The 17,258-nt window shown below is 49.1% G+C and carries 19 protein-coding genes; 10 read left to right on the forward strand and 9 right to left on the reverse strand.

What is annotated here, in order from left to right; genetic code table 11:
• Window positions 1-94: 94 nt before the first annotated feature.
• Both rph and pyrE read left to right on the forward strand, forming a co-directional pair.
• Window positions 95-814: a ribonuclease PH gene (gene rph, locus AC1HDJ_RS03245; protein WP_438643697.1), complete on the forward strand. Its 720-nt coding sequence runs from the start codon at window positions 95-97 to the stop codon at window positions 812-814.
• A 124-nt stretch (window positions 815-938) separates the two neighbouring features.
• A complete protein-coding gene (gene pyrE / locus AC1HDJ_RS03250) occupies window positions 939-1,592 on the forward strand; it encodes an orotate phosphoribosyltransferase (protein WP_479533335.1) in 654 nt (217 codons plus the stop codon).
• Here the strand turns inward: pyrE and AC1HDJ_RS03255 are convergent, their stop codons facing one another.
• The 4 genes from AC1HDJ_RS03255 to coaBC all read right to left on the reverse strand — a co-directional run bounded on the left by AC1HDJ_RS03255 (window position 1,593) and on the right by coaBC (window position 5,198).
• Window positions 1,593-2,528 (reverse strand): urea transporter, encoded by a 936-nt coding sequence (locus AC1HDJ_RS03255; protein ID WP_479533337.1) that lies wholly within the window; start codon window positions 2,526-2,528, stop codon window positions 1,593-1,595.
• Between the two features lie 246 nt (window positions 2,529-2,774).
• The gene (slmA, locus tag AC1HDJ_RS03260; protein ID WP_438622672.1) at window positions 2,775-3,365 is read right to left on the reverse strand and encodes a nucleoid occlusion factor SlmA; all 591 of its coding nucleotides are present in this window, start codon (window positions 3,363-3,365) and stop codon (window positions 2,775-2,777) included.
• Window positions 3,366-3,493: 128 nt separating this feature from the next.
• A complete protein-coding gene (gene dut, locus AC1HDJ_RS03265; RefSeq protein WP_479536980.1) occupies window positions 3,494-3,952 on the reverse strand; it encodes a dUTP diphosphatase in 459 nt (152 codons plus the stop codon).
• Window positions 3,936-5,198 (reverse strand): bifunctional phosphopantothenoylcysteine decarboxylase/phosphopantothenate--cysteine ligase CoaBC, encoded by a 1,263-nt coding sequence (gene coaBC / locus AC1HDJ_RS03270; protein ID WP_479533339.1) that lies wholly within the window; start codon window positions 5,196-5,198, stop codon window positions 3,936-3,938. The genes dut and coaBC overlap by 17 nt, the downstream gene beginning before the upstream one ends.
• A 366-nt stretch (window positions 5,199-5,564) precedes the next feature.
• Here coaBC and radC point away from each other — a divergent pair, with 366 nt between their 5' ends.
• From radC to mutM, 4 genes are all read left to right on the forward strand, one after another.
• Window positions 5,565-6,239, forward strand: coding sequence for a RadC family protein (radC, locus tag AC1HDJ_RS03275; RefSeq protein ID WP_479533341.1), 675 nt, complete (start codon window positions 5,565-5,567; stop codon window positions 6,237-6,239).
• A 392-nt stretch (window positions 6,240-6,631) separates the two neighbouring features.
• A complete protein-coding gene (gene rpmB, locus AC1HDJ_RS03280) occupies window positions 6,632-6,868 on the forward strand; it encodes a 50S ribosomal protein L28 (RefSeq protein ID WP_479533343.1) in 237 nt (78 codons plus the stop codon).
• Between the two features lie 11 nt (window positions 6,869-6,879).
• Entirely contained in the window at window positions 6,880-7,047 is a 168-nt protein-coding gene (gene rpmG / locus AC1HDJ_RS03285; RefSeq protein ID WP_029093261.1) for a 50S ribosomal protein L33, read from the forward strand.
• A 128-nt stretch (window positions 7,048-7,175) separates the two neighbouring features.
• The gene (mutM, locus tag AC1HDJ_RS03290; protein ID WP_479533346.1) at window positions 7,176-8,027 is read left to right on the forward strand and encodes a bifunctional DNA-formamidopyrimidine glycosylase/DNA-(apurinic or apyrimidinic site) lyase; all 852 of its coding nucleotides are present in this window, start codon (window positions 7,176-7,178) and stop codon (window positions 8,025-8,027) included.
• A 32-nt stretch (window positions 8,028-8,059) separates the two neighbouring features.
• On the opposite strand, the gene coaD is transcribed toward mutM, so the two are convergent.
• Window positions 8,060-8,551: a pantetheine-phosphate adenylyltransferase gene (gene coaD, locus AC1HDJ_RS03295; RefSeq protein WP_479533348.1), complete on the reverse strand. Its 492-nt coding sequence runs from the start codon at window positions 8,549-8,551 to the stop codon at window positions 8,060-8,062.
• A 145-nt stretch (window positions 8,552-8,696) separates the two neighbouring features.
• Between coaD and AC1HDJ_RS03300 the strand changes: the two genes are divergently transcribed.
• A complete protein-coding gene (locus AC1HDJ_RS03300; RefSeq protein WP_479533350.1) occupies window positions 8,697-9,731 on the forward strand; it encodes a glycosyltransferase family 9 protein in 1,035 nt (344 codons plus the stop codon).
• On the opposite strand, the gene AC1HDJ_RS03305 is transcribed toward AC1HDJ_RS03300, so the two are convergent.
• Window positions 9,703-10,485 carry a glycosyltransferase family 2 protein gene (locus AC1HDJ_RS03305; RefSeq protein WP_479533352.1) on the reverse strand — a complete coding sequence of 261 codons (783 nt, stop codon included), beginning with the start codon at window positions 10,483-10,485 and terminating at the stop codon, window positions 9,703-9,705. The two genes, AC1HDJ_RS03300 and AC1HDJ_RS03305, sit on opposite strands and share 29 nt — an antisense overlap.
• Entirely contained in the window at window positions 10,485-11,570 is a 1,086-nt protein-coding gene (locus AC1HDJ_RS03310) for a glycosyltransferase family 9 protein (RefSeq protein WP_479533354.1), read from the reverse strand. The genes AC1HDJ_RS03305 and AC1HDJ_RS03310 overlap by 1 nt, the downstream gene beginning before the upstream one ends.
• Before the next feature lie 132 nt (window positions 11,571-11,702).
• Here AC1HDJ_RS03310 and AC1HDJ_RS03315 point away from each other — a divergent pair, with 132 nt between their 5' ends.
• Window positions 11,703-12,440 carry a 3-deoxy-D-manno-octulosonic acid kinase gene (locus AC1HDJ_RS03315; protein WP_479533356.1) on the forward strand — a complete coding sequence of 246 codons (738 nt, stop codon included), beginning with the start codon at window positions 11,703-11,705 and terminating at the stop codon, window positions 12,438-12,440.
• Window positions 12,441-12,486: 46 nt separating this feature from the next.
• On the opposite strand, the gene waaA is transcribed toward AC1HDJ_RS03315, so the two are convergent.
• A complete protein-coding gene (gene waaA / locus AC1HDJ_RS03320) occupies window positions 12,487-13,755 on the reverse strand; it encodes a lipid IV(A) 3-deoxy-D-manno-octulosonic acid transferase (protein ID WP_479533358.1) in 1,269 nt (422 codons plus the stop codon).
• Between the two features lie 103 nt (window positions 13,756-13,858).
• Here waaA and AC1HDJ_RS03325 point away from each other — a divergent pair, with 103 nt between their 5' ends.
• Window positions 13,859-14,974 (forward strand): glycosyltransferase family 9 protein, encoded by a 1,116-nt coding sequence (locus AC1HDJ_RS03325; protein ID WP_479533360.1) that lies wholly within the window; start codon window positions 13,859-13,861, stop codon window positions 14,972-14,974.
• Here the strand turns inward: AC1HDJ_RS03325 and waaF are convergent.
• A complete protein-coding gene (gene waaF / locus AC1HDJ_RS03330) occupies window positions 14,949-15,989 on the reverse strand; it encodes a lipopolysaccharide heptosyltransferase II (protein WP_479533362.1) in 1,041 nt (346 codons plus the stop codon). The two genes, AC1HDJ_RS03325 and waaF, sit on opposite strands and share 26 nt — an antisense overlap.
• Before the next feature lie 162 nt (window positions 15,990-16,151).
• On the opposite strand from waaF, the gene AC1HDJ_RS03335 reads away from it, so the two are divergent.
• A complete protein-coding gene (locus tag AC1HDJ_RS03335; protein WP_479533364.1) occupies window positions 16,152-17,249 on the forward strand; it encodes a glycosyltransferase family 9 protein in 1,098 nt (365 codons plus the stop codon).
• Window positions 17,250-17,258: the final 9 nt, after the last annotated feature.

Below are 17,258 nucleotides of genomic sequence, written 5' to 3' on the forward strand. Positions count from 1 at the left end.
CGGGTTGGAATTAGGAATTGTCCGGTGAAATCCGTATAATGCGCGGTCAATTGTTCCCGTAAACCGTGCCTTAATCCCGATCCAGGAGAACGTTATGCGCCCCGCAAACCGATTAGCTTCGCAAGTTCGCCCCATTACGATGACCCGTAATTACACTAAACATGCAGAAGGTTCTGTGTTGGTTGCGTTTGGCGATACCAAGGTGCTGTGTACTGCCACCATTGAAGAGGGCGTACCGCGCTTTTTGAAAGGTAAAGGTCAGGGCTGGATCACCGCAGAATATGGCATGCTGCCGCGCTCAACGCATACCCGTAACCAGCGTGAAGCGGCCAAAGGCAAACAAAGTGGCCGGACGATGGAGATCCAACGCCTGATTGCTCGTGCACTGCGTGCAGCGGTTGATCTAAAAGTGCTGGGCGAATTCACCATCATTCTTGATTGCGATGTGATTCAGGCTGATGGCGGCACGCGTACCGCGTCTATTTCGGGCGCGTGTGTGGCGCTGATGGATGCTATCAATGCGCTGATGGCCAAAGGCACACTGAAAGTGAACCCGATGAAAGGGCGTGTGGCGGCGGTGTCAGTCGGCATTGTGAATGGCGAAGCGCTGTGCGATTTAGAGTATGTGGAAGACTCCGCTGCTGAAACCGATATGAATGTGGTGATGATGGAAGATGGCCGCATGATTGAAGTGCAGGGCACAGCCGAAGGTGAGCCATTCTCGCATGAAGAGTTATTGAGCTTGTTGGCTCTGGCACGTGGCGGTATCGATGAGATCCTCGCGGCGCAGCAAGCGGCATTGCAAAACGGATGAGTGAAAGCGGCATTGAAGCCGCTTTTTTTATATCCCCTGTCAGTATATAACGCTATGGCATGAAATTGCGGGCAGGCTGACAGAGGTGTTTTGGTGGTTGATCATTTTAGAACGGATACAGCAGATGAAAGCATATCAGCGAGAGTTTATTGAATTTGCCTTGAGCAAGCAGGTCCTCAAATTCGGTGAGTTCACCTTAAAATCTGGGCGGCGCAGCCCCTACTTTTTTAACGCCGGCCTGTTTAATACCGGCCGTGATTTGGCGTTGTTGGGGCGCTTTTATGCTGCCGCCTTGGTTGATTCAGGTGTAGAGTTTGATCTGCTGTTTGGCCCTGCATATAAGGGCATTCCGATTGCCACCACTGCGGCGGTTGCGCTGGCAGAGCACCATGACTGTGATGTGCCGTACTGCTTTAACCGTAAAGAGGCCAAAACGCACGGTGAGGGCGGAAACTTGGTCGGCAGCCCGTTGCAGGGCCGGGTGATGCTGGTTGATGATGTGATCACCGCCGGCACGGCAATCCGTGAATCGATGGAGATTATCGCCGCACAACAGGCTACGCTGGCTGGGGTGATGATTGCACTTAACCGCATGGAGCGCGGTAACGGTGAGTTGTCGGCGATTCAGGAAGTTGAGCGTGATTACGGCTGTCAGGTGATCTCTATCATCAATCTGCATGATCTGATCACTTACCTGCAACAGCAGGTAAGCAGCCAGCCTGAACTGGCCGAGCATCTAGCCGCCGTTCAGGCATACCGTGCTGAGTTCGGCGTTTAATTAGGCTTTAGTGGTGTTAATGATCTGCAGTGCTGGCCGCGCCAGCATAAAAATCCCCAAAGTGAGCAGATAAGCCGCCGTTAATGTCGGCAAGCCTAGCGGGGTAAACAGGCGGTTGAGTGCCGCCTGTACAATAACTGTCACAAAGGTGGCTAGCATAGCCAGCCAGATACGCGAATGTGTGGGGGAATAAAATACTCGCCCGATCGCCAGCGCACTCAATACCGGTGAAAAACCGTATAAACCGGTCAGAATAGAGTAGGTATCTGCCCCAAACAGCTGCGCCAGTGTGGTGGCTAACAATGCCCCGCCAAGAGTAGTCAGCGCCATCGCCCGCGAATGTACCGCAAGCCCCGCCAAAATCAGCAGCCCACTGGTGGTATTGTTCAGTAAAAACACCTGTGCAATATTACGAATACTGGCCTGAAACAGCATCCATAAACTGACCGCCCCGTGCGAGCTAGGGATAATGGCGGCATCAAGCACATGCAAATGCACGCCCGATAAATTATAGCCAGCCAACAACAGCATCCAGCTAATCAGCACAAAGGGTGCGGTTGAACCTGGCACGCCCCAGCTGCGGGTCATTGATTCAGCAATCGCACACTCCACAATCGGGCAGAGTATTGCGCCTAAAATCAGCAATACCCACATCAGTGGGGAGGGAATAAAAAAGGTGGTCACCGTGATCCCGACCAAAATACCGTTAAACCCGTGCAGACCCTGATCAATATCGGCTGTTTTTAAGCGCAATAGCTTGGCGGAAAATGTGGCAATGACCAACCCAACTACCGCGCCGATGGCGGTATAGGCTTGCCCGCTGCTGGCGGCGGCATAAAAAATAGCCAGCAGAAAAAAGCTGCCAGTCAGAGGGTTGTCACAAAAAAACACTTGGCCTGCGCCGCGCAGGGCCGCAGAAAAGATCGGTTTTGGCATGATGATCAATCAACACAATAAAGGGAAAGAGGCTGTATTTAGGAAAGTACACAGCCGTCATGCCGACAGGTTCGGCATGCGGTAGGCCCGCAGTCAGATTATTGATGGTTTTGTGCCCGCTGGCGAAGCACAAAGTGTTTCGTAACGTGGCTGGCAGTAAGCAAATGCGACAAGCGGTAAGTTCACCAGAATCAGGCCACAGAGGTGGCCGATCGGGTGCGGTAGGGTGTGGTATGTGCGGTTGTGTTAAAACAGCTCTGCAGTCAGCAGTTGCCAGCGCACATCAAAATCTGTGGTCGGCAGATTACGGAATTCAGAGCGCACAAAGCGCAGCATCAGCCCTTCACAAAATGCCAGCAGTTGCACCGCCAACAGGCTCTCATCATGGCTGAAACCCTTGCCTTCACGCAACTTACGCTCACGCATAACCTGCCGCAGCTGCGCTTCAATGCGCTCAAACAGTTGGTTGATGCGGCTTTGTAGGCGATCTTGTTCAAACATCAGCGCATGGCCGGTCAGAATACGGGTCAGGCCGGGGTTTTTTTCCGCAAAACCAAGCAGTAGCTGAATGATTAAACGCAGACGCAGCAGTGTATCTTTCTCGTCAGTTAAAATCAGGTTAATCCGTGACATCAGGCTGTCTTCAATAAACTCAATTAGCCCCTCGAACATTTTGGCTTTGCTCGGAAAGTGGCGGTATAGCGCCGCTTCTGATACGCCGACCGTGGTAGCTAAACGCGCGGTGGTGATCCGCTGAGACCCTTCGCTCGACTCCAGCATTTGCGCCAGCGCCTGCAGGATCTCTTCCCGACGGTTTTTCTTATTATTTCCTGCCATTACCTACGATTCCCTATAAGGCTAAAAACTGCGTTGTAACCGCAGTTAACATCAACGCGCCAACGTTGTACGCAGTCGGTAGGCGCACAAACGCCTACCGAAATGAGCGGTTCTGAGGCTGTTGAGTCTTATTTACGCCCAGTATGACCAAAACCGCCTTCGCCACGCTCGCTCTGATCAAACTCAGTTACCAGATTAAACGCCGCCTGCACCACAGGCACAAAGACCATTTGTGCCATACGCTCGCCCGGTTCAATCACGAAGGTTTCGTGGCCACGGTTCCAGACAGACACTTTCAGCTCACCCTGATAATCAGAATCAATCAGCCCGACCAAGTTGCCCAGCACCACACCGTGCTTGTGCCCCAGCCCTGAGCGCGGCAGGATCACCGCCGCCAGCGATGCATCAGCAATGTGAATCGCCAAACCGGTTGGCACCAGTACGGTTTGTCCGGCTTCCAGCGTGATTGGCGCATCCAGACAGGCACGCAGATCAAGGCCGGCCGACCCGTCGGTTGCATAGGTTGGCAGCGGGAATTGCTGGCCAATACGGGGGTCGAGAATTTTTAGGTCAATTTTTTTCATCAGAGAGTGCCGCTTGCTTATATGAGTAGAGAGAGAGGATTTCATCGATCAGCTGTTGCCCCAACAGCGCTTTATTGCAGCACGGAAGCGCTTTATCTCCGTGCGGCCAATACAGATGCAACGCATTCTGATCAGCATTAAAGCCCTGCTCTGGCGATGAAACATTATTAGCGCAGATCAGATCCAGATTTTTCCGCGTCAGCTTATCGCGGGCATATTTTTCCACATCTTGGGTTTCTGCTGCAAACCCGACCACAAAAGGTCGGGCAACCGTCAGAGCGGCAACACCCGCCACAATGTCGGGGTTTTTTACCAAGTGCAGCATTATCGCATGATCCGTGCCGTCGGCTGTTTTTTTGATTTTTTCCGGTGCAATTTCTGCTGCGCGGTAATCGGCTACTGCCGCACAGGCGATAAAAATATCGTGCTCCGCCGTGCGCTGCATCACCGCTGCCTGCATTTGCAGCGCCGTTTCAACGTCCACACAGGTCACATTATCGGGGGCTGATAGCGAAACTGGCCCGCTTACCAGAGTGACCAGCGCACCGCGCTTAGCAGCGGCTTGCGCTATTGCGTAGCCCATCTTCCCTGAACTGTGGTTACTGATAAAACGCACCGGGTCAAGCGCTTCTCGCGTTGGGCCCGCGGTAATTAACACCCGCAGCCCTTGCATATCCTGCACAGTATGAGTGGTCGTTGTTTCCCTAAAAAACTGTTGTACTTTTTCGCACAACTCGGCAGGCTCAAGCATTCTTCCCGGCCCTACATCTCCACAAGCTTGTGCCCCGTCGGCAGGCCCCCACAGTAAATAACCGCGCTGCTGTAACCGCTGTAAATTTTCTTGCGTAATTGCTGCCTGATACATCTGCTGATTCATGGCCGGCGCGGCGGCCACCGGCGCTGCCGTTGCTAAGCACAGCGTGGTCAGCAAATCATTGCCCATACCCGCAGTGATCCGTGCCAGCAGATCGGCAGTGGCCGGCGCAAGCAGCACCAAATCAGCCCATTTTGCCAGCTGAATATGGCCCATTGATGACTCTGCGGCCGGATCAAGCAGATCATCGGCCACTGGGTGGCCCGATACTGCCTGTAATGTCAGTGGCGTGATAAACGCTTTCGCTGCTGCCGTCATCACTACTCTGACTTCGGCCCCCTGTTCACGTAGGCGGCGTACCAGCTCAACGCACTTATAGGCCGCTATCCCGCCACTAATACCGAGCAGGATTTGTTTACCGGCTAATTCATTCATTTAGGAAATCAGCTCTTCAGCAGAAACACAGATGCGGCACACTTTATCACACTCTTTTTCCGCTTTTTACCTTCACAATCGCGCCAGCCTGTGCGGTTGGTGCGTGCATACCTGCGGTTCAGGTTTTTACCTAGCCGGTTCAAGGCTATATCAACCGGCCAATACTGACCTTGCGTCCGCGCGCATTGTGGCGGGGGAATCATTAAGTTGCGGCCAGTTTCGCAGCAAAATGGCACAGTGATCGCCGCTGGCGGCAACTTCTCTTACAACTGTTTTTTCTATTGCCCTTTTTTATCTTCCCTCAATAAAAAATCACAAAAATTCTTTTTTGCAGGATACAGAGCACAGTAAGGAGAGCTGCCCGATATGTCGATAAAAGCACTGCCCGCTGCCGAACGGCCGCGTGAAAAATTACTGCAGCAGGGCGCTCAGCGGTTGAGCGATGCCGAGTTACTGGCGATATTTTTGCGCACCGGCATTAAAGGCTGTAATGCCATTGAACTGGCGCAGCGCTTGTTGTCCGAATTTGGATCTTTGCGGGCGCTGCTGGCCGCCAGCCAACATGAGTTTTGTCAGCACCACGGTTTGGGTGAAGCCAAATATGTACAGTTACAGGCCAGTGTTGAAATGTCGCGCCGTTATCTGGCTGAGCGTTTACAGCGCGAAAGCGTACTTACCAGCGCTGATGCCACCAAAGCCTACTTGCAGACCTGCCTGAGTGCGCGTGAAAGAGAGATTTTTTTAGTGCTGTTTTTGGATAACCAACACCGCGTTATCAAACAAGAAGAGATGTTTGCCGGCACATTTAACAGCGCTACCGTACACCCGCGTGAAATAATCAAAACTGCGCTGGCCTGTAATGCCGCCGCCCTTATTTTATCGCATAACCACCCCTCTGGTGTCGCAGAGCCTAGCCGTGCCGACCGCAGTATCACCCAAAATATTCAACAAGCGTGCGGATTGGTGGATATTCGGGTGCTTGATCATATTGTCGTTGGGATAGGTGAAACCGTCTCTTTTGCTGAACGGGGCTGGATTTAGGCCTAAAGCGAGCAGATTTCCACCTTGGGATACTAAAAATTGCACATATTTAGCGCAATTGGTGGTTTTTAAATTTAACTTGCGGCGTGAAAGCTGTATCCTTACGGCCAGCCCCAGTAACGCAACTCCACATGCTGTTATCTCTTGAGTGCCAAGTGCCTAGATTTATCCGCAATGTGGGAGCACCGTTGGTGGTTTTAGATATTTGTCGAGTTATCTAGCCCCTGCGATTTAAGATCCTTTAATTGATCCTAGAGGTGACTGCCTCTTGAGCAATCGCCAGATATCTTGTACAATCCCCGACCTTTGAGAATCACGGGTAAGGCGTGTTACCTGACGAGGTAGCCTTAACCTAACGACGCTCGAGCTGATTTGATTTTTGGAGAATTGACATGTCCCGAGTATGCCAAGTAACTGGCAAGCGTCCGGCAGTCGGTAATAACCGCTCTCATGCGATGAATGCGACCCGTCGTCGCTTCCTGCCGAACCTGCACACTCATCGCTTCTGGGTAGAAGGTGAGAAACGTTTCGTATCCCTGCGTGTTACCACCAAGGGTATGCGAATCATCGACAAGAAGGGTATCGAAGTTGTTCTTTCTGAACTTCGTGCCCGCGGTGAGAAGGTGTAAGGAGCTGACTCATGGCTAAAGGTATTCGTGAAAAGATCAAGCTGGTTTCTTCTGCTGGCACTGGTCACTATTACACAACCACTAAAAACAAGCGCACTAAGCCTGAAAAATTGGAACTGAAGAAATTCGATCCAGTTGTTCGCCAGCACGTGCTGTACAAAGAAGCGAAAATTAAATAATTTTCCTTTCTACGTAAACTTGTTAAAAACCCAGCCTCTTGGCTGGGTTTTTTTATGCGCGGCGTTTAGGTTTTGAGTGAGACTTATGTTTGCTAAGATAACTGCACATTTTTTCTCGGGTGGATATCATGCCAGAGCTTCCAGAAGTTGAAACAAGCCGCCGGGGGATAGAGCCGTACTTACTTGGCGAAACCATTACCAACATGACGGTGCGCCGCCCGGCATTGCGCTGGCCTATCCCACAGGAGATCATCACCTTGCATAATGTGGTGGTCCGCGCCGTCAGACGGCGGGCAAAATACCTGCTCATTGATGTGGCAGGTAAGGGCGATGATGCCGACAACGGGCACCAGACTGGCACGCTGCTGATTCATTTAGGGATGTCGGGCAGCCTGCGTATTGTCGATGCCAGCGTGCCTGTCACCTTGCACGATCATATTGATATGCAGCTGAGCAATGGCAAAATATTACGGTATAACGATCCGCGCCGTTTTGGTTGCTGGCTGTGGCATGCCTCGGCAGAGACGCACCCGTTATTGGCACAGCTCGGCCCCGAGCCACTGACCGACGCATTTAACGCCGACTATTTTTATGCCCGTAGCCAGCAACGTAAAACTGCGATTAAAGCATGGCTGATGGAGAATAAATTTGTTGTCGGGGTCGGCAATATTTATGCCAATGAAGTGCTGTTTCAGTGCGAGATTCACCCGCTAACACCCGCCGGAACGCTGACTTACGCCCAATGCACACAGCTGACCGACAGCATTAAACAGATCTTGGCACGTGCCATTGAGCAGGGCGGCACAACGTTGCGTGATTTCACCCAGCCTGACGGTAAGCCCGGTTATTTTGCCCAGACACTGCACGTGTATGGCCGTGCCGGTGAACCGTGCGACCGCTGTGCAACCCCTATTGAGAGCCTGCGTATCGGGCAGCGGAACAGTTTTTTCTGCCCGAATTGCCAACGGTTGGTAGGATAATGAGCACGCTATTGTCCGTCCGCAGATAGGTTTTACTCTGCTGTGCGGGGGTGTTTTTGCTGCAATGCCGTGAGTACCGAAGCCGGTACAAAGGTTGATACATCGCCCCCATGCAGGGAAACTTCACGCACAATAGTAGAAGAGATACAGGCCCACTGTTCAGTTGGGGTAAGCAGTAATGTCTCTAATTTTGGTGACAAGCGGCGGTTAACATTGGCAAGTTGCTGCTCATAGTCGAAATCATTCACGCCGCGAACACCGCGCAGTAAAATATTCGTCTGTTGTTGATGTGCAAGATCAACCAATAATCCGCTAAAACCAATAACGTCGACGTTATTGAATTCACGAGTACACTCTTTGAGTAGTGCAACGCGCTCAGATAAATCAAACAGTGCTTTTTTGGTTGGATTGGCCGCAACGGCAATAATAACCCGATCAAATAATGCAGCGGCACGGCGGATTAAATCAAGATGCCCGTATGTGACCGGATCAAATGTACCGGGATAAAGTATGCGTCGAACCATGCTGTTGAGTACCTGTAAATATCAAAACGGTGGGTTATCATTAACGGTTAGCCGGTATTCATAGCATAATATGCAGAAAGAGTGCAGCATCAGGGCCGCCTTTTTTGTATCATGCCCACTCTGTTTATTGAGATGAGAGAGTAAAATGAAACGCATTCTGGTTGTGCGGAATGACAAAATTGGTGATTTTATGCTGGCGTGGCCGAGCTTTGCCATGTTGAAAGCGTCACACCCAGATGCACAGATAATTGCTCTTGTTCCTCATTATACCGCACCATTAGCGGCGCTGTGCCCGTGGATTGATCAGGTGATGATTGACCCCGGTCAGCATGCCGATGCCAGCCAGCAAGCACTCTTGCAGCAGGCTATCCGCACAGCGCAGTGTGATGCCGCTATTTGCCTGTATTCGACCAGCCGTATTGCGTGGATGCTATGGCGTGCCGGTATTCCCTACCGTTTAGCACCGGCGACAAAATGGGCGCAGATATTTTTTAATCACCGTGTCCGCCAGCGCCGCTCACGCTCTGAAAAACCCGAATATGCCTATAATCTGGATATCATCCGTTATTTCTTACGTTCGCAGCAGCGGGAAATTGTTGAGCCGAGCGCGCCTTATTTGCGTTTATCTGCAGCGGAAGTCAGCAAGCAGCGTGAACAATTAATTCAGCATTTTGGCCTGAATCCGGCATTAAAATGGGGTTTTATTCATGCAGGAAGTGGCGGGTCTGCACGTAATTTGAGTTTGCAGCAATATGCTGATTTTGCATTTGAAGTACAAAATGCACATAAAATTCAATGGATACTCACTGCTGGGCCAAACGAGCGCGATATTGCCGATGAGCTTGAGCAGCTGATTATACGTGAAGGGGGTGATGTGGTGCTGCTTGATAGTGATGCTGATTTACAACAGTTTGTGCATATATTGGCTTGTGCTGACGTGTTTATTGCCGGATCTACTGGCCCGCTACACATTGCTGGAGCGCTAGATGTGCCGACGGTGGGTTTTTTCCCCAGCCGCCGCTCTGCAACCCCACTACGCTGGCAAACACTCAATACTGGCGGGCGGCATTTAGCCTTTTCTCCGCCAGAAGGTGAGGCATCACAAGACAATATGGCGCTGATTAATACCCGTGATGCGGCTCAAAAAACCATTACTTGGATGAATTCGCTTGGGTTTTAATCCATAAATCTGCGTATTTTACAAACGTAGAGTGCGCAGAAAGCAGTGAGAGCAGCAGCCCTTGCTTTCCATCTAGAAAACCGGCTTTTAAGAGATACATCTTCAAAAAACACCCGATACCGTGCAGCAGACCAGAGGTAATACTGGCCTGCTTACCTGCGCGCTGGCGTTGTTCTGACCATGCGCTTGCATAACCTGCGGATTTAACCAGATAGTGTTCAAGGTCTCGGTAGGTGTAATGCAGTAAATCACCGGATAAAACTACCGTTTTTGCAGCGGCTGGTAGTATGACTTTTTCGTGTACCAAGGCATCATTGTAGGTGGTTAATGTACGCGGGTAGAACCGAACAACATGATCAGGATACCAACCGCAGTGGCGGATAAAGCGCCCAAATACCCAGCTAAGGCGCGAGATTTTGTACAAGGTATTTGGCGCAATCGGCTGTTGTAGCACACGCTGAATATTGGTTTGCAGCTCAGGTGTCATGCGCTCATCGGCATCTAACCACAAAACATAGTCACAGGTGGCATGTGCTTGGGCAATTTGCCGCTGACGGCCAAATCCCGGCCACGGTGTATTGATATAAAATTTATCGGTAAAGTGGCGTGCTACATCTTCAGTACCGTCTTGGCTTCCGCTGTCGAGTACAATAATTTCATCAGCCAACTCGCGTACACTTTCCAAACAGAGCCTTAAGTTTTCAGCCTCGTTTTTCACAATCAAAATAACACTCAGTGTTGCATGCTGGCTCATTATGTATTTCTCGATAGAAGGTATGTACTGACCATATGGTCAAAGGCTGTAATAACCAGTTCGGGGGATAGCAGTGTCATGGCATCAGGGTCTTTTAACCGCGTTCGCCACGCTAATTCATGCAGAGCTTTACCGCTTTGTTGCGTGATGTGGGTTGCATAGTGGCTAACCACTTCATGCTGCCAGCCATAGGGGCCGGTTCGGGCGGGGTTGTGGTGTGCATATAACCCGAGTACTGGCGTTCCGATAGCGGCCGCCATATGAGCTGGGCCGCTGTCAGGTGAACAGACGATATCGGCCTGTTGTAACAGCGCGAGCATCTGCAGCAGTGTTGTTTTCCCTGTTAAGTTATGCAGGCTGTTTGTGGGCATAGCTTGTTCAATAGCACTGGCCAGTTGCATGTCTATACTGCCTGGTCCGCCCGCAAGAATAACGGAAAAACCCTGTTGTAGGGCATGTTTTGCTAGCGCTGTGTATCCTGACACTGTCCAGTTTTTATATATTTTGCTGCTTGCAGGAGCAATAACCAGTAGCGGAGATGCGGTTTTTTGCGTTTTTGCCCATTGAATATCGGTGGGGGATAGCGTGAATTCCCAGTGTGGCGTAAGGTTGGTAACGCCCAATGTTCCAGCAAACTGCATAAAACCATCAAGAACATGGGGTGAATCTGGTGAGGTAACTCTTTGGTTGATAAACCAGTGTTGTTTATCGGCACTGCGAATGGCATCAAACCCTAAACGCAACGGTGCGCGTACCAGCAGGCTGGCAATACTGGCGCGTAGGGCGGTTTGCATGTGCAACAAGGCATCAAAATCTCGCCCACGCAGTGCCCGATAGAGTGCACGGTAGCCCCGCCAGCCCTGTTTTTTATCCAGCACCAGTATTTCTACACCGCCAATTGCCTGCAGCAGCCCTGCTTCAGCTTTACCTACAATCCAGGTTATTTTGGTCTCGGGCCACTGGCGTTGCAGTGCCTGTACGGTGGCAATGGCATTACAGACATCACCAATAGCGGATAGACGCAAAATACACAAAGAGCGGGGCGGCGAAGTAAAAGGCAGTGTAGCGGATGACCGGCCAAACATAGGCTTTCATTCTCATTTCATCATGAATCACTTATTATCGCGGCAACCATTTATCTCGACAACCGCAGATAGCGTAAAATATCGTCGGTAAGTGGTGTCTGCCGTCAACAAACTGAGTGTCACAGGAATTTTATGGCCGAGCTTAAACAGGAACAGCAATACCTTCTTTTTGATGAGCAGTGGTTAGCTGAACCACCGTTAACCTGTTGTGATCCTGAATATTGGCAGCAAGAAGGTAAAGTCATCGGCCATGCAAAAGGAAGAGGGATCTCATGGTTTGTGGCTGGCCAGCACATGGAGATGGTGCTCAGGCACTATTATCGCGGTGGTTTATGGGGTAAATGGGTAAAAGATCGCTATTGGTTTAACGGTTTGGCAAATACGCGCAGTGTCGCCGAGTTTCATTTGTTGCAGTTGCTGCGCCAACAAGGTGTTCCTGTTCCGCGCCCTGTTGCTGCGCGTGTTCAGCGCTGCGGGCTATTTTATCGTGCCGACATTCTGGTTGAGAAAATTATCGGTTCACACGATATGGTGGCTGTACTTAAAGAGGCATCATTACCCGCAGAAGTCTGGCTGCATGTGGGGGCTGTTATCCGTAAAATGCATGATGCAGGAGTTTGTCATACTGATCTTAACGCGCATAACATTTTGCTTGATGCCGAGCAGCAAGCTTGGTTAATTGATTTTGATAAGTGCCAGCAGCGCTCTGGTGATATGTGGAAACGCAGTAATTTAGAACGATTACTGCGCTCGTTACATAAAGAAGCCCGGCGCTGCCAAATCTGCTGGAGTGAAGCCGATTGGCAGCTACTGTTATCAGGCTATCAGGGTTCAGGTAATAACCTTGAAAATAGGGCTGAGCCTGTTTAGTTTAGCGTTTTAGGTTAGCGATTTACCACGCTAACCTTTCAAAACCTCACTTCAGGTAATGTTCAACAGTATTTAGCATGTTATTGACGGCGCCCCGATTTTCCATCACCAGATTTTGGCCCGCCAGCCCCTGTTGTTGGCACAATGTGGGCTGTTGTAATGCCTGAATAACCGCCGAGGCAAGGCTATTTGAGTCTTGGCAGATCTGCGTTGCGCCACAGGCTAATAGGCGCTGGGTAATATCGGTAAAGTTGAAGTAGTGCGGCCCAGTAATGCTTGGAATGCCTACTGCTGCCGGTTCGAGTAGATTATGCCCACCAACAGGCACTAAACTGCCACCAATAAAGGCAATCTGTGCAACAGCAAGTAGCATCAGCAGCTCCCCCATGGTATCCCCTAAATAGATATCCGTAGAGGCGGGTGATGTCTGCATGCTGCGGCGGCTAATCTGCCACCCGCGCTGTTGGCAAAGTGTGGCAACATCGTCAAAACGTTGTGGATGTCGGGGAACTAGAATTAAACGGCTTTCTGGCACGGCTTGGCGTATGCGCGTAAAGGCATCTAACACTTGTTCATCTTCCCCTTTGTGGGTACTGGCCGCTATCCAAATCAGTGCATTGGTTGGGAACTCAGCACGTAATGAGGCGGCATTTTGTGCAATATTTTCTGGCAGAGTCAGATCAAACTTTACCGACCCACTGACACTCAGCTTATTTGCGACAACCCCAAGACGAGCAAAACGCGCTGCATCCTCTTGATACTGGCAAACGAGCTGCGATATCGGTGAGCTCAGCATCTCAAAGAGTGCTGGGATACGACCATAACGCTGACAAGAGCGTTCAGAAAGGCGCGCATTGAGGATCAAAACCGGAATATTGGCTTTTTTTGCGGCGTGCAGTGTATTCGGCCACAGCTCGGTTTCCATAATCAGCAACAGCTGAGGATTGAGTTGATGTATAAACCGCTGGATTGCCCACGGATAATCCAGTGGCATATAACGGTGATGTACCTTATCACCGAGTTTTTCAGCCTGCTCTGCACCCGTACGGGTAGTGGTGGTGAGTATAATTGGGATTGTGGGGTATGCTGTTTTTAATTTTTCAATCAAAGGAATACTGGCGAGCACCTCACCGACAGAGACTGCATGTAACCAAATTGGCTTCAATGTGGTATCGGCAAGAGGTGGTGTAAAACCAAAGTGCTCTTTCCAGCGCTTACCGAAGTGAGCTTTACCCGGCTGAGGGCGATAAAGCATGATGGCTATCACAGGAAAGAACATGATCAGCAACAGAGTGTAGAGAGTACGGTACAACATGCGTTGCCCTTCAATTCGTTATCATTTAAATTCGCCCACAGTATAACCTTCCTTAATGCCATCAGCATGTTTTGTCATGGCGTATTTGACCGCAGAGGAATGCATGAAATTTCTGGTAGTGCAAACCAAAGAGATTGGCGATGTGCTGGTTTCTACCGCATTGTGTAATACCCTCAAAAAGAACTATCCACAGGCTCAAGTGGATTATTTAGTGATGGATTACTGTGCTCCCGTAGCAGAATGTAACCCGTTTATTGATAATTTGATTAAAATAGAGCGGGCACGCCGTAAAGAGTGGCGTTACATGCGAGAGTTACTCATCAGTATTCGTCGCACCGGTTACAATGTGGTGATTAACAGCCAAGGGCAAAATATAGGGCTATTAACCTGTCTTTTTTCTTCCGCGAACATTCGTATTGGGTTTGATTCACTTCCGTGGCGCTTGTTGCATAATCGCGTCGTGCGATTTCGTACCGATACCGAGGATCAAGGTAACAGTAATATGGTTGATGACCGATTTGCGTTGTTAAAACCGCTACAGTTACCTCTAGAGGATCGGTCTTACCATTTATGGCTGACTGATGCTGAGCAACAAGAGGCACATTCACGTTTGCTGACAGCAGGGTTCAGTTTTGAGAGGCCAAGAGTTGTCTTGGGCGTTAACTCAAAAGGGGCTTATAAATGCTGGCCGGTTGACTATTTTGCTGTGGTAGCTCAGTGGCTAATCACCACTTACCATGCGCAGATTTTGATCTACTGCGGCCCCGGTGAAGAAGAGCATAATCGTCAAGTTCGTCAGTTATTGCCAGAGTCATTGCGAGCCGATGTATTCGATCAGATACAAACACGATCTATTCGAGATTTGGCTGCATTGATGAGCCAAATGCATCTTTTTGTCGGGAATGATACTGGGCCACGACATATCTCACAGGCATTGAACATCCCCTCATTGGCCATTACTGCCCCTTCAGGTGATAAGCGAATTGGTTGCCCACTAAATCATCCGCGTTTTCGAGCTATAGATGTAAAAGATGCACTGCAATGGCAGGGGCATGACCTCTCTACACCGGTATGGCAGCAACGACTTGCTGAGCAAAGCCAGCGAGGGGATCAGGAGCAATCTTTATTTCGTGAGCTGACCCCAGAGTTTGTATGCAGTCAGCTAGCGAAATTAATTGATGAGCAGCGAGTATTTATGCCTGCACCGGATGAGCAATAAGCGCGTGTAGTGCATCCAACACTTTTTGTGGCTCTAGCTCTGTCAAACAGCGCAAATGGTTGTAACGGCAGGTTTTTTTAAAACAAGGCCGGCATTCAATATCGGTGTGCAAGGTTTTTACGTGCCGAGCAAGTGGAGGGGTGTAGCGTGGTGAACTTGAGCCATAAAGGGCAACAATTGGGGTATCCACTGCAGCGGCTACATGCATTAAACCGGTATCATTGGTGATAATTGCTTGGCAACTGGCAAGTAAATCAATGGCTTCAGTCAGTGATGTTAAACCACACAAAATAATACATTGCAGTTGGTCATCAGCGGATAACTGATTGCGAATAGCATTTGCAATATCGAGATCTTTGGCTGAGCCAAAGATCCATATCCGCTTGCCTTCGGCAATACAGGTCTGAGCCACATGTGCATAATGCTCGGTTGGCCAGCGTTTTGCTGGGCCAAATTCAGCACCCGGACATAAGCCGATAATTGGCCTATCGGTACTCAATTGTAAACGCGTAATGGCGGTAGCTTTTTGTTCAGGTGTTGAGAGCAGATGTGGCCAGAGTAATGAGTCAATCTCGGCCTGAATATGCTGATCACCTACAGGGTAGGCTAGTGCCGCGTAGCGCTGCACCATAAACGGCAACTGCTTCATATCCTTTCGTAAGTCATTTAGCAGCCCATAGCGCATTTCACCTTTCCAGCCACGACGCTGAGCTATGCCTGCAAAAAGAGGAATAAGAGCTGATTTCGCGGAGTTTGGCAATACGATAGCCTGATCATACTGATGTTTTAGTGCTCGGCCCAGATCCCAGCGGGTTTTGAGATCAAACTGACCATGGCCTAATGGCATAACCAGAGCTTGCCTAACTTCGGGCATTCGCTGTAAGAGTGGCTGACACCATTGCGGTGCTAAAACATCAATATTTGCATCAGGATGTACGGTTTTTAGCGTGCGGTAAAGACTTTGCGACATGACCATGTCGCCGATCCAAGAGGGACCGATGATGAGAATGTTCATGGATAATGAGAATCTCTTATATGCTGATAGGTAAGTCGTGCCGCCGAGTATAGCGGATCTTGAACGCTGACTTTATGGTACAGGCTTATCGCATAATTTGGTATGATACATTAAGCCTATTCAACACTATCAGCTGCCATATACCGGTAGGGATCTCTTATTATGCTGAAAGAAAAACTGACATCGTTAAAATCATCGATTCAGCAGGGTCGTGATCAGATCAGACGAGCATTAGGAAAGCTATTGTTTGATCAGCATAAAATAGATGATGGTGTTGTACGCAATAAACTGGTTTTAGTCCGTTGGGATGCAAAATTGGGTGATGCAATTGTTTCTTCATGGTTTATTCGTGAGGTAAAAGCGTATTATCCTGAAATGGATATTTGTGTTATTACTACTCCACAAATGGCACCATTATTCCGCGATTATTTTTTTGCAGATACTGTGTATGAAATACCTAAAAGAGCAAAATACACACAACTTGCTAAGCTTGCGAAAACTATCGGGTCTGTTGATTACTTAGTGCATTTAAGTAAAACAATGAAAATGAAAGACATCTATTTTATCCGAAAAATGTCTAGCCGATTTATTATTGGTATGGATGATGAGTTAGCTTGCATTAATATTAAAATAGGTAAAAAAAGTAAAGGGATGCACTTTGCAGATAAATTTGAGTTAATTGCTGAGCAAATGGGAATTCAGTCACCAAATAAGCAATATGTAGTACCTTGTATTCATGATGATGAGCAAAAAGTTAATCGCTGGTGGCCCAATGATACACTGCCGATTATCTGTTTTAATCCGTATGGCAGTGGTGGTGCAAGACGATTAAACCCAGATAATATTATAAGTATTACTAATTTAATCCTTGGCTCTTCAGAGGTTTCAGTGTGTTTGCTTTATCCTCCTGATATGGAGTCAACAATAAAAAGCATTGTTTTACAGGTGAGTAATCCGGAGCGAGTACTTATCTCACCTGACTCTCCATCTATAGGAGGCATGATAGCTCAAATCCGGCGTTGCACCGGATTGGTTTCGGTAGACACTGCAACTATACATATTGCAACGGGATTAGGTATCCCGACAGTTGGATTATATAATCCTGATACACAAGTGGGCGATGATAACTTTTCTGAGTGGCATCCGAATAATAATAAATCTTTAGTTGTTTTCTCAGAAAAAACAAAAAATAGCAATGTGAATTCTATTAATCATGAAAAGGTAATTGAGTCGCTTAAAGAAATTCTGAAAAGTGACTAAAAAGTCTTT

The organism is Plesiomonas sp. ISS29, from assembly GCF_056522795.1.